General features: G+C 63.2%; 2 protein-coding genes. Both read right to left on the bottom strand.

What is annotated here, in order from left to right; genetic code table 11:
• Positions 1–488: 488 nt before the first annotated feature.
• Entirely contained in the window at positions 489–1,451 is a 963-nt protein-coding gene (locus PSH90_RS09395; protein WP_305382582.1) for an alpha/beta hydrolase, read from the bottom strand.
• Positions 1,452–1,520: 69 nt separating this feature from the next.
• Entirely contained in the window at positions 1,521–13,835 is a 12,315-nt protein-coding gene (locus PSH90_RS09390) for a non-ribosomal peptide synthase/polyketide synthase (protein WP_305382581.1), read from the bottom strand.
• Between the last annotated feature and the right edge of the window lie 11 nt (positions 13,836–13,846).

Raw genomic sequence — 13,846 nt, 5'->3', positions numbered from 1 at the left:
TCCCGAAGGGAGAGGGGACTGACCGAGGTGTTCAGGCGAAATACGCCGACTTGCGATATCGAGTCGAATGCAGATTCTGGAAAGCCCGCAAATCGGCTCCCTCTCCCTCGGGAGAGGGCTGGGGTGAGGGGCGAATCCAACACAGATCCAAAGCAGACCACACGCTTTTCACCACTCAACAATGAGCGTTAGCTCGAGTGCTTTTGATCTTGCTTTTGATCCACCGGCGACGTCGGAAGGCTGAGTGGAGGGATTGATCCGGGCGTGGGAGCGCAGCGACCGTCTGGCGCAGCCAAACACAGCGAGTGTAGGTGCAGCGAAGCAAACCGGAGCCGCTGCGCCCGGATCGATCCCGCAGCGAAGGAACCCGAGCCTGCGAGGGCCGAACGCAGGAGCTAGCGTTTTTTGCTTACTTTTTTTGGCGCTTGTAAAAAAGTAAGTCGCCGTCAGGCGAAACCGCCAGCAGCCGCTACCAAAGCAACGGATATTCACCCCATCCAAAAAACCCGCGCAAGCGCCCCACCAACCCGCGAATAAACCTCCAGAACCCCAGGCACCACCGTCCCCAACCGCAACAAATCATGAGTCAACCCGCCACAAACCTCGACCTCGACCTCAACCCCCTGCCCACGCAGCCTGTCGACATAAGCCTGCCCCTCATCCAGCAACGGATCAAACCCGGCCAATACGACAATGGCCGGCGCCACACCACGCAGATCCTCCGCCAGCAACGGCGAAAAACGCCAATCCAGATAATCCTCCGGCCCTCGCGCATAGTGCTGATAAAACCACTCCAGCGTGTCGTTCTCGAGCAAATACCCCTCACCAAACAACAGCCGCGAATCATGCACCCGCGAAGCATCGGTCACCGGATAACACAACAACTGCGCCTTGGGCGCGATAGCCACCGTGTGCGGCTGCACCACTGCCTGAATCGCCAGCACCGTCGCCAACGTGGCACCCGCGCTGTCGCCACCAAACGCAACGCGCGAACCATCCAGGCCGAGGCTCGCAGCCTGTTCGGCCAGCCAGGCCAAAGCGTGCTCGCCATCCTCCAGCGCCGTCGGAAAGCGATGCTCCGGCGCCAGTCGATAACCGACCGAGAGCACCGCACACGGCGTGCGCTGGCAAAACTCGCGGCAGACGCCGTCGTGGGAATCCAGACTGCCAACCACGAACCCGCCACCGTGGAAATACACCAGCACCGGCAGCGGCGATTCAATACCGTTGGGCCGATACAAACGCAACGCCAGCGCCGCACCATCGCGGGCCAGTGTCTCAATCTCGCTGACTTCAACATCCTGCGGCGCCGGCCAGCGCAGTTGCGCGGTGGTCTGCTCGAAGGTGGCGCGGGCCTCGCTCGGGGTCAGTTGGTGCATGGCCGGCAGGCCGGCGTCCTGGCTGTCTTGAGCGAGGTCGAGGAAAGCTTCCAGATCAGGGTGTAACGACATCGATAAAAATCCTTGTATCCGCAATAAGACGGGCGCGCCTGGGCAGCGCCCGCGCAAAAGACCGGGCGATCAACCCGCCCGCGCCATGCAATGCTCGATCAACGCTTCAAGCTCACGCTGGTAATCGCTCATCAGCGCATCCATGGTGCCGGCGCGGTAACGCTGGCTGCTGTAGATGCAGCGCAAGGCCAGTTGCCCGTCATAGACCTGGCCGACGATTTCCAGCCAGTTGCCCAGGTTCGCCTTGAGGCTGTAGTTGTCGCCGGTCTCTTCCAGTGCCGGCACCAGCAACGCCTGTTCATCGAAGCTCTGGTCGAACTGCCCGAGGTAGTTGAACGTCACCCGTGCCTGCGGCAGTGCGGCCAGTTGCGCCGAAATGTCCGGCCCGGCCAGATGACGCAGCACGCCATAGCCGATGCCCTTCTGCGGTACGCCCGCCAGTTGCGCCTGCACATCGATGATCGACTGGCCGATGTCGTCGCTGTCCGGGCGTAAACGCACCGGGAACATGCTGGTGAACCAGCCGAGGCTGCGGCTCAGGTCGATCGATTCGAAGAGGTCTTCGCGACCGTGACCTTCAAGCAGAATCAGCGCCGACGGTTGCTGACTCCAGCGGCACAGGGCGCGGCTGAGCGCCGACAACAGCAAGTCGTTGATCTGCGTGCCGTACACCGCCGGGGCCTGTTTGAGCAGTTGTTCGGTGTGTTCGCGGGACAGCTTGAGCCGTGCCTGCGCCTGTTGCCGCACGAGGTTCTTGCCGCGCGGGTTGTCGCACGGCAGATCAACGCCGGGCTGATCCAGTTGCTCCAGCCAATAACTCAATTCCTGCTCGGCAATCACCGGCGCCTGCGCCTGCAACGCTTCGGCAAACGAACGATAACTGCTGGTGCGAATCGGCAGTTGCGGCGCCAGCCCCTGCACGCACGCCTCATAAGCGACTTTCAGATCGTCGAGCAGAATCCGCCACGACACGGTGTCGACCACCAGGTGATGAATCACCACCAGCAAGCGCGCCTGGCCATCCGGCAAGGCCACATGCATGACCCGCCAGACCGGCCCGTCATTGAGTTTGAGGCTGCGCTGCGCGAGGTTGGCCAAAGCTTCGACCTCTTCGCTGCTTTGCGCTTCACGGCGCCACAGCACAGCCTCGTCGGACGCGCTGCTGCTATAGCGCTGCAACCAGCGCCCGCCGTCATTGGAAAAACGCAGACGCAACGAATCGTGATGCTGTTCGATCAAGCCCAGCGCCTGTTCCAGTGCATCCAGATCCAGCGGCTGACGTGCGCTGAGCAGCAACGACTGGTTGTAGTGATGCGCCTCGGCCATGCCTTCGGCGAAGAACCATTGCTGGATCGGCAGCAAATTGAACGCACCCTCTGCGGCAACCTGAGTCAGGTCCGGCAACGCTTGCCCGGCGCCGTCCTTCGCCACCTGCTGCTCGACGATGCCGGCGATGGTTTGATAGCGCATCAGATCACGCAGCTTCAGCTCCATCTGCAGGGTCGGGTGGTTTCTCACCCGCGAGATCACTTGCAGGCTGAGGATCGAATCGCCGCCCAGTTCAAAGAAGTTATCGCTGATACCGACCTGCTCGACCTGCAACACCTGCGCCCAGATTTCCGCCAGCAGGCGTTCCTGCTCGGTGCGCGGGGCAACATATACGTCGCTTTTGAACTCCGGCTCCGGCAAGGCCTTGCGATCGAGTTTGCCGTTGGGCGTGACCGGGAACGCGCTGAGGCAGACGATCTGCGCCGGCACCATGTATTCCGGCAGCGAAGCGCGCAGCCCGGCCTTGAGTTCATCGCCGATGTCTTCACCGCTGGCGGTGACCACGTAGCCGATCAGTTGCTTGCCGGAGGCATTGTCGCGGGCAATCACCAGCGCATCGCTGACCGCCGGCAACTGACGCAGGCTGGCCTCGACTTCGCCCAGCTCGATGCGGAAGCCACGCACCTTGACCTGATGGTCGATGCGCCCGACGTAATCGACCACGCCGTCCGGGCGACGGCGCACCAGATCGCCGCTGCGGTACAGGCGTTCGCCGGGCGCAAACGGGTTGGGCACGAAGCGCTCGCCGGTCAGATCGGGGCGTCCGTAGTAACCACGGGCGACGCCGTAACCGCCGATGTACAACTCACCGGCAAAACCCGGCGGCAGCGGATTCAGATCGTCGTCGAGCACGTACAACGAACGCGCACCGACCGCGCGGCCAATCGGCGCGTATGCCGCTTCGCACTGCTGGCTGATGGCGACTTTCCAGAGCATCGGCGTGACCACGGTTTCGGTCGGGCCGTAGCCGTTGGTGAAGTATTGCGGACGCAACGCCGCTTTCACCTGTTCGAAAGTCTGCTCCGGCACCGCATCGCCACCGAAGCAGTAGATGCGCACTGGCGGCGGCGCAATGCCGCTGGCGGCTGCGTACTCGGCCAGTTGCTTGAGATAGGCCGGCGGGAAACAAGCGATGGTCACGCCGTAATCGTGCAGGGCCTGATAGGTCTGCTCCGGCGTCCACAAACAACCGTCGCGGATCACCAGACGACCGCCGCTGTACAGCGTACTCAGCCAGCGTTCGTGAGCGCCGTCGAAAGCGAAGGACATGAAGTGCAGCTCGCAACTGCTCGCGTCCATTTCGTACAACTCGGCGATCGCCTGGCAGTGCATGCTCAGCGGTCCCTGGGTCACGGCCACGCCTTTCGGCCGTCCGGTGGAGCCGGAGGTGTAAACCAGATAGGCCAGGCTCTGCTCATGAACATCGCAGACCGGGACCGCGTCACTGTAAAGACTGCGATCGAGCTGATCGATTTCCAGACGCCGCACGCCGTTAGGCGCCGGCAACGTCGCACGCAGGCTGGTTTGCGTCAGCAGCAGCGCCATGCGCGAATCTTCGATCATGTACGCCAAGCGCTCGGGCGGATAATCGATGTCCAGCGGCACGTACGCCGCACCGCTCTTGAGCACGGCGAGGAAGCTCACCAGCATTTCCAGCGAGCGCGGCAACGCCACGCCGATCACCACTTCCGGCCCGGCGCCATGGGCGATCAGGCACTGCGCGAGTCGATTGGCCTGCCGCTCCAGCTCTGCGTAGCTCAGGCTTTCGCCGGCGCATTGCACCGCGATCGCGTCGGGCTGCTGTTGCGCATGACGACTGATCAACTCCGGCAACAGGCGAGGTTCATGGCGGTGCGCCGGCTCGGCGCTCCAGGTCTGCGCCGCTTGCCATTGTTCGGCGGACAGACGCTGCAAGTTACCCAGCCGCTCATACGGCGCGGCCATCATCGCCGCGAGGGTATTTTCCAGGGTCAGGCGAATGCCTTGCACCGCCTCGGCGCTGAAGTGGCTGCGCAGGTACAGGTACTCGATCGACAACTCATCGCCGAGCATCACCGCAAGGTCCATCGGCACGTTGGTCACGCCATGGCCGATGGATTTGCCGAAGGTCAGCTCGGTGTCGGTTTCTTCCTGCAAGCGCTCGTCGATCGGGAAGTTCTCGAACACCACGATGCTGTCGAACAGCGCCTGCCCACCGAGGTTCGACCAGCGCTGCACATCGGCCAGCGGCGCCTGGGAGTAATCGCGAATGTCTAGGTTGTAGGCCTGCACTTCACCCAGCCAGTCGGCCAGACGCTGATCGGCCTGTGGGGTCTGAATGATCGGCAAGGTGTTGATGAACAGGCCGAGCATGTTGCCGACGTTCGGCAGACTTTCCGGACGCCCCGACACGGTGGCGCCAAAGGTCACCGTCTGCTGGCCGGTATAACGCTGCAACAGCAGCAGCCACGCACCTTGAATCAGTGTGTTGGGGGTGATGCGCAAGTCGCGGCAGAACTCCAGCAGACGCGCGGTCTGCGCTTTGTCCCAGTTCGAATAGAGCGCATCGTGACCAGTAACGTCGGCACTATGACGCGGGTGCATCGCCTGACTCAGCGCGGTCGGTTCGTTGACCACCGCCAGACGCGCCTTCCAGAACAGCTCCTGGGCATCCTGATCCTGCGCCTGCAACCAGGCGATGAAGTCGCGATAGCGGCCGTTTTCGCCAGTCACCTCGCCCGTGGAGTAGTACTGCAAGACCTCGCCGAACAGCCGCGAACTGCTCCAGCCGTCCATCAGAATGTGGTGGCTGGTCCAGATCATCTGGTACTGCTCGTCGCCCAGCTGCAGCAGGGTCACCCGCTGCAAACGCGCTTCAGCCAAGTCGAAGCCCAGCGCGCGATCGGCACTGGCAAATTCGGCAATCGCCGCCTCGCTGCAGTCCTGCCCACGCCAATCGAGCACCTGCATCTGCAACGGCGCTTGGCGATGGACGACCTGCAGCGGTTTGGCCAGCCCATCCTGCCAATGGAAACTGGTGCGCAGGATCGCCTGACGGACAATGATGAATTCCCAGGCCTTGCGGAAACGCTCCACGTCGAGGCCCTTGATCGGCAGGCTGACCTGTTGCACATAGAGGCTGCTGCCGTTATCCGACAGGGTGTGGAAGAGCATGCCTTCCTGCATCGGCGACAGCGGATAGACGTCTTCGATCAGTTCCGCCGGCACCGGCAAGGCATCGAGTTGCGCCTGATCCAATTGCGCCAACGGGTAGTCGCTGGCGCTGGCGGATTGCGCGTCTTCAAGCGAAACCACTGCGGCCAGTTTCTGCACCGTCTGCTGCTGGAACAGGTCCTTGGGCGTGAAGCAAATGCCCTGCTGCCGAGCGCGGCTGACCAGTTGAATCGAGATAATCGAATCACCGCCGAGGGCGAAGAAATTGTCGGTCACGCCGACCTGCTCGATCTTCAGAATGTCCTGCCAGACCTCGGCCAAATGCTGCTCCAGCGCCGTCGATGGCGCGACGTAATCGCGTTGTGCCTGGCTGGCATCCGGTGCCGGCAGGGCCTTGCGATCAAGTTTGCCGTTGGGTGTCAGCGGCAACTGTTCGAGGAACAGCCACTGCGCCGGCACCATGTAGTCCGGCAGATGCGCCTTGAGCGCGGTTTGCAGCGCAGTGCTCAGCGCGTCCAGTTGCGCGGGGCTTTGATCAGCCTCGGCCGGTACCACATAAGCGACCAGTTGCTGGCCGCCAACGCCGTCCACCGCCAGCACCACGCCTTCGCGCACGCTGGCCTGGGCCAGCAGACGCGCTTCGATTTCCCCCAGTTCGATACGGAAGCCGCGCACCTTGACCTGATGGTCGATGCGGCCGACGTATTCGATACGGCCGTCATCCAGCCAGCGCGTCAGGTCGCCTGTGCGGTACATACGCTCGCCGTTGCTCGCCAACGGGTTGGGCACGAAACGCTCGGCGGTCAGGCCCGGGCGCAACAGATAGCCACGGGTGATGCCGTCACCGGCCAGATACAGCTCCGCTGCGATGCCGAGCGGCGCTTGCTGCAATTGCTCATCGAGCAGGTACGCAGTGGTATTGCGCAATGGCCGGCCGATATTGGCCTGGCCGCCGAGTTCGCGACGGGTCCAGGTCGAATACGTGGTGTCTTCGGACGGCCCGTACAGATCGTAAACGTGGGCAACCGAAGTCTCGCGGTACAAGGTGTCGACCAGCGCCTGCTTGAGCGGCTCGCCGGCCAGATTGATGATCCGCACACCCGGCGGGATCTGGCCGATGCGTTGTAGCGCGGCAATCGCCGATGGCACGGTGTTGATCAGGCGCACCTGATCACGCTCGGGCAAGTCCGCCAGCTCCAGGGCATTGCGTGCGATGACCATGGATCCGCCGCGCGCCAGGGTGACGAAAATCTCCCACACCGACAAGTCGAAGCACACCGACGTCGAGGCCAGTACGCCTTGCAGATCGTCCTCGCTGTAGACCTCGGCGGACCACTGGATCAGCGCCTGTACGTTGCGATGGGCGATGGCCACGCCTTTCGGTTTGCCGGTGGAACCGGAGGTGTAGATCACGTAGGCGAGACTGCTCGAGTCGGCGCGCGCCGGCAGGTTGTCCGGCGCTTGCGCGGCGAACGCCTCACCGCCGGCCTCGACCAGCACCACGTGTGCTTCGCTGGATGGCAGTTGCGCCAGCAACGCTTGCTGGGTCAGCAGGACTTTCGCCTGGCTGTCGTCGAGCATGTAGGCCACGCGGTCGGCCGGGTAGTCCGGGTCCAGCGGCACGTAGGTGCCGCCGGCCTTGAGCACCGCCATCAGGGCGATCACCAGTTCCGCCGAACGCGGCAGCGCCACGCCGACGCGCACTTCGGCGGTGACACCCAGCGTCACCAAATGCCGGGCCAGCTGATTCGCCCGCAGGTTCAGTTCGCCATAGCTCAGGGCCACGCCGGCATGACTCAACGCCAGTGCCTGCGGATGTGCTGCGACCCTTGCTTCAAAGCTCTGCGAGATCAGCCGCTCGGCCGGATAAGCGGCGTGATTGTCGTTCCACTGCGCCAGCGTCTGCCGTTCGGCCTGCGGCAGCAGACCGATCTCGCCAAGTGCCCGCTGCGGCGCTGCGATAAATTGCTCGAGCACTTCACGCAGATGCGCGGCCAGAGCGAGCACGCTGCGCTCGGCGAAGTGTTCGGTGAGGTAGTTGAAATCGAGGTTGAGCACTTCGCTGGCGCCGGCAATCAGGGTCAGGCCGTAGTTGGTCTGCTCGCGATGCTCCAGACCGGAAAAGCGCAGCCCGCCCGGATTGGCCTCCAGCGCTTCTGACACCGGGTAGTTCTCGAACACCAGCAAAGTGTCGAACAGCGCTTCGCCACTCAATGCGGCCAGACGCTGAATGTCCTGCAACGGCGTCTGTTCGTAGTCGCGCAACAGCAGGTTCTTGTCCTGCACGCTGCGCACCCAGTCGCCCACACTGAGGGTGGCCTGCGGACTGGCGATCACCGGCAGAGTGTTGATGAACAGCCCTAACTGTTCTTCGATGCCCGGCAAATCCACCGGCCGCCCGGAAACCGTAGCGCCGAACGCCACCGTGGCCTGCCCGGTGTAGCGCTGCAACACCAGCAGCCATGCCGCCTGCACCAGGCTGTTGAGGGTCACCTGTTGCTGACGGGAGAAGCTGTTCAGACGCTGGGTCAACGCTTCATCGAAATGCAGACGATGCATCTGTTTGCCCGGCCCCGGCACGGTGCGTCCGTGGCAGGCCGAGGCCAGTCGGGTCGGCTCGTCGAGTTCGGCCAGTTGCCCGCGCCAGAATTCCTGCGCGGCCGCCTTGTCCTGGCCCTGTAGCCACACCAGAAAATCCCGATAGCGACCCTGCGCGCTCGGCACCGGCTGGCCGGCGTAATCCTGCAGCACCTCGCCGAACATCCGCGAGTTGCTCCAGCCATCCATGAGGATGTGGTGGCAGGTGAAAATCAGTCGATGGCGATCGTCGGCAGTGCGCAGCAGGCACAGGCGCAACAGCGGCGGATTCTGCAGATCGAAGCCACGTTCGCGGTCGGCCTGCGCCCGTGCTTCAAGCACCGCCGGCAGATCGGCGGCATCGCGCACATCGATTTCCGGCATTTCCAGGGTCAGTTGGCGGTTGATCACCTGCAACGGCGCATCGAGGCCATCGCGGCCCCAGATGAAACCGGCGCGCAGCACTTCATGGCGATCGACCACGCGCTGCCAGGCTTGCTGGAACCGCGCGACGTCGAGGCCGTCGATGTCCAGCAGCATCTGATAGACGTAGGCGCTGGCATCCGCGTCGTACAGGCTGTGGAACAGAATGCCCTGCTGCATCGGCGCCAGCGGATAGATGTCCTCGATGCGCTGGGCGGCGATCGGCAGGCTGTCCAGATGCGCCTGGGACAAACCGGCCAGCGGCACGTCGGACGGAGTCAGCCCCCCGGAATGACTGAGGCAGTGGTCGATCAATTCGCTCAGCGCCACTTCGTAGGCGCGGGCCAAACCGACAATGGTCGCCTCCTCGAAGACGTCGCTGCTGTAGGTCCAGGTCAGGCTCAACTGGCCCTGATAAACCCGGCCATCGATGGTCAGCCAATTGGCCATCGGCGCGTTTGCGTCCTGACCGGCGCCCTTGTCTTCGGTGGCCGGCCGCCACAAGGCGTCTTCGTCGAAGTTGTTATCGAACTGGCCGAGGTAGTTGAACGTTACCTGCGGTTGCGCCAGTTCATGCAGTGCCGCTTGTGCTTCGGCGGTACCGAGATAACGCAGCAAGCCGAAGCCGATGCCCTTGTTCGGGATCGCGCGCAGTTGCTCCTTGATGCCTTTGATCGAGGTTTCCAGGCTGGCGTTTGGTGTCAGGCGCACCGGGAACATGCTGGTGAACCAGCCCACGGTGCGGCTCAGGTCGATGTCATCGAAGAGGTCTTCGCGGCCATGGCCTTCGAGCTGGACCAGCGCACTGTCGCTGGCGGTCCACTCGCACAGCACCCGCGCCAGTGCGGTCAGCAGCAGGTCGTTGACCTGAGTGCGGTAGGCCGCCGGGGCCTGTTGCAGCAGCTGGCGAGTGCGTTCGGCGTCCAGCCGCGTGTCGACGCTGCGTTCGAAGCGGTTGTTCAACTGGCCCTGCGGATTATCCAGCGGCAAACCGAGCGGAACGTCGCGCAACTGTTCGCGCCAGTAGCTCAGTTCGCTGCCCAGCGCCGCGCTGCGCGCATGTTCTTGCAGGCGCAAGCCCCAGTCCTTGAACGCGCTGGTCTTGGCCGGCAGATGCACGCTCTGTCCGCTGCTGATCTGCTGATAGGCGCTTTGCAGGTCTTCGAGCAGGATTCGCCACGACACGCCATCGACCACCAGGTGATGAATCACCAGCAACAGACGCTGACTGGCGTCCGGCATATCGACCAGCGCCGCGCGGATCAGCGGGCCGTTGTGCAGGTCGAGGCTGCGTTGCAGCTCCAGGCACAGCGCTGGCAGTGCCGCGCTGTCGTCCAGCGTGAAAGTGCGCAACAACGCCTGTGGCTGATCTGCCGCGCCGTGACTTTGCTGCCAGCCCTGCTCGGTTTGGCGATAACGCAGACGCAAGGCGTCATGCTGTTTTTGCACCTGCGCCAAGGCCTGTTGCAGCGCTGCGGCTTGCAGGGTTTTCGCCGGGGTCAGCAGGATCGACTGGTTCCAGTGATGCCGCGCCGGGATGTCGCTGTGGAAAAAATACTGCTGGATCGGCGTCAGCGGCGCATCGCCAAGCACCTCGCCCTGCTCCGTTTGCATCGCGTCGCTCTGCTGCGCGACGGTGGCCAGACGCTGCACGGTCTGATGCTGAAAAATGTCCTTGGGCGTAAAGCGGATACCAGCCTGCCGAGCGCGGCTGACCACTTGAATCGAGATGATCGAGTCGCCGCCCAGCTCGAAGAAATTATCGTGAAGCCCGACCCGTTCGACCTTGAGCACGTCCTGCCAGATCGCCGCCAGACGCTGTTCCAGTTCACTGCGCGGCGCGGCGTAGGCCTCTTGCACTTGCGCAACGTCCGGGTGCGGCAGCTGCTTGCGATCGAGCTTGCCGTTAGGGGTCAGCGGCAGTCGGTCGAGGAACGCCCAACTGACCGGGACCATATAATCCGGCAGTGTTTCGCGCAGGTGCGCCTTGATCGAATCGCGCAGGGCGCCCTGCTCGTCCGCGTTCACTGCCTCGACGGGCACGACCCAGGTTGCCAGTTGCTGACCGCTGAGGCCGTCCACCGCCAGCACCACCGCTTCGCGCACCTGTGGATGCTTGAGCAGTTGCGCTTCGATTTCGCCGAGCTCGATGCGGAAACCACGGATCTTCACTTGGTGGTCGATACGACCGATGTACTCGATCACCCCATCGCCGCGCAGCCGTGCGAGGTCGCCGGTACGGTACAGACGCTGGCCGGCCTTGCGGTTGAACGGGTCGGGCACGAAGCGGGTAGCGCTCATGCCAGCCTGATTCAGATAACCACGAGCGAGACCGGCGCCAGCGATGTACAACTCACCGATGCAGCCTTGCGGCACCAGGTTGAGCGAGCTGTCGAGCAAGTACCACGACAGGTCGACAATCGGCGCGCCAATCGGGCTGCTGTGATTGCTGTGCAGATCCGCCAGCGACAATGGCCGGTAGGTCACGTGCACGGTGGTTTCGGTGATGCCGTACATGTTGATCAGCGTCGGCGTGCGGTCGCCAAAACGTTCGAACCACGGGCGCAGATTCTGTACTTCCAGCGCCTCGCCGCCGAACACCACGTAACGCAGGGTATTACTGCGGCTCGACTCGCAGGCGACCTGCATCAACGGCTTGAACGCCGACGGTGTCTGGTTCAGCACCGTGACATTTTCATCGCACAGCAGCGTGTAGAAATCCTCTGGCGAACGGCTGACATCGTGGGGCACCACCACCAGTTTGCCGCCGTACAGCAGCGCGCCAAAAATCTCCCACACCGAAAAGTCAAACGCGTAGGAGTGGAACAGCGTCCAGCTGTCCTGCGGGCCGAAATCGAACCAGTGCGCGGTGGCGCTGAACAGGCGCATCACGTTGCCGTGCGGCAGCAACGCGCCCTTGGGTTTGCCGGTGGAACCGGAGGTGTAGATGACGTAGGCCAGATTGTCCGGCGTGGTCAGGCATGGCGGGTTGCTTTCGATGCTGTGTTCCGGCGCCTGATCCAGATCGAGGCAGACCAGCCCCGGCGGAATCGGCAATTGCCCGAGCAAATGGCCTTGGGTCAACAGCAATCGAATACCGCTGTCGTCGATCATGTAGCCCAAGCGGTCATCCGGGTAGCCCGGGTCCAGCGGCACATAGGCGCCGCCCGCTTTCAGCACCGCGAGAATGGCGACGATCATGTCCAGCGAACGCTCCACCGCCACGCCGACGCGCACGTCCGGGCCGACGCCCTGCTCGAGCAGCGTATGCGCCCACAGGTTGGCGCGGCGATTGAGTTCAGCGTAGGTCAGGCGTTGTCCTGCGAAGGTCACGGCCACCGCGTCGGCATGCCGCTCGGCCTGGGCCTCGATGGCTTGCTGGATGCACGGCGTCAGCGGTTGTTCAATCAGCGACGGATTCCATTGCGCCAACAGCTGTTGCTGCTGGCCGGCGTCGAGCATCGGCAATTGGCCGATGCGCCGGGTCGGCTCGGCGACGATCGCCTGCAACAGCGCGGTCCAGTGTTGCGCCAGGCGCTCGATGGTCGCTGCGTCGAACAGGTCAGTGGCGTACTTGAGCACCGCTTCGATGCCGTGCGCCTGTTCGGTAGTGTTGAGGGTCAGGTCGAATTGCGCGGTCTGGCTCTGCCATTCCAGCGGTTCGATGTTCAGGCCGTTAAGGCGCGTCGCAACGCTCGCACGGCGCTCGGCCTGGTGGTTGAACATGACCTGGAACAGCGGGCTGTGACTGAGGCTGCGGCCCGGCTCCAGCGCTTCGACCAATTGCTCGAAGGGCAAGTCCTGATGCGCCTGCGCCTCCTGCGCGGTCTGTTTGACCTGACGCAGCAGTTCGACAAACGGCAGCTCTGCGTCGATGTCCGCCTTGAGCACCTGGGTGTTGACGAAGAAGCCGATCAGGCGCTCGATTTCCACTCGGCCACGGTTGGCCACCGGCACGCCGACTCGGATGTCGCTTTGCCCGCTGTAGCGATGCAGCAAGGCCTGAAACGAAGCCAGCAGCAACACGAACAGGGTGACGTTTTCCTGCCGGGCAAAGGCCTTGAGGGCATGGCTCAGCGCCGGGTCGAGAATCAGGTTATGGCTGGCGCCGGCGAAGCTTTGATCGACCGCGCGCGGGCGATCCAGCGGCAACTCCAGCACCGGTTGTTCGCCGCCGAGTTTTGCCTGCCAGTAGGCCAGTTGTCGCTCCTGCTCACCGGCCTCCATCCACTGGCGCTGCCACAAGGCGTAATCGGCGTATTGAATCGGCAGCGCCGGCAGACCGGCGTCGTGACCGAGGTTGAAACCGGCATAGAGCTGCACCAGTTCCTCGATCATCACTTGCAGCGACCAGCCATCGGAAACGATGTGATGCAGGGTCAGCACCAGCACATGCTCAGCGGGGTTGACCTGCAGCAGCGCGGCTCGCAGCAACGGGCCGTGCTGCAGATCGAAAGTCTTCTGGCTCTGGGTCTGGACGAAAGCCTCGATCGAGTGCTCCGGGTCATTCGCCAGTTCAGCGCTCAGGTTGTGAATATCGAGAGTAAAAGGTCCTGCGGGCAGGACCACTTGCAAGGGTTGCGCGCTGTCTTGAGAGAACACCGTGCGCAAGGTTTCGTGGCGTTCGATCAGCGCCGCGATGCTGCGTTCCAGTGCCGGCACATCCAGCGGCCCCTGCAAGCGCAGGGCCGTCGGAATGTTGTAGGCCGCGCTGTGCGGTGCCCACTGCCAGAGGAACCACTGGCGCTGCTGAGCGTAGGACAGCAGCAACGGCTCTTCAGCCGTGCGCTTGAAAACCGGGGCAATGTCAAAGAGGTTGACGCCTTTCTGCTTGAGCAGAACCGCCAGAGCCTTTCTTTGCTTAGCCGAAAGTTGTCCTACCGACTCGATTAACTCTTGCACGCGTTTTTCCC

This window comes from Pseudomonas sp. FP1762 (assembly GCF_030687105.1).
Taxonomy (GTDB): domain Bacteria; phylum Pseudomonadota; class Gammaproteobacteria; order Pseudomonadales; family Pseudomonadaceae; genus Aquipseudomonas; species Aquipseudomonas siliginis.
This window is presented reverse-complemented; position numbering and strand designations above follow the sequence as displayed.

Bases quoted from the DNA above. Each gene is read 5' to 3' on its own strand.
- PSH90_RS09395 (WP_305382582.1), bottom strand. From the start codon at position 1,451: ATGTCGTTACACCCTGATCTGGAAGCTTTCCTCGACCTCGCTCAAGAC.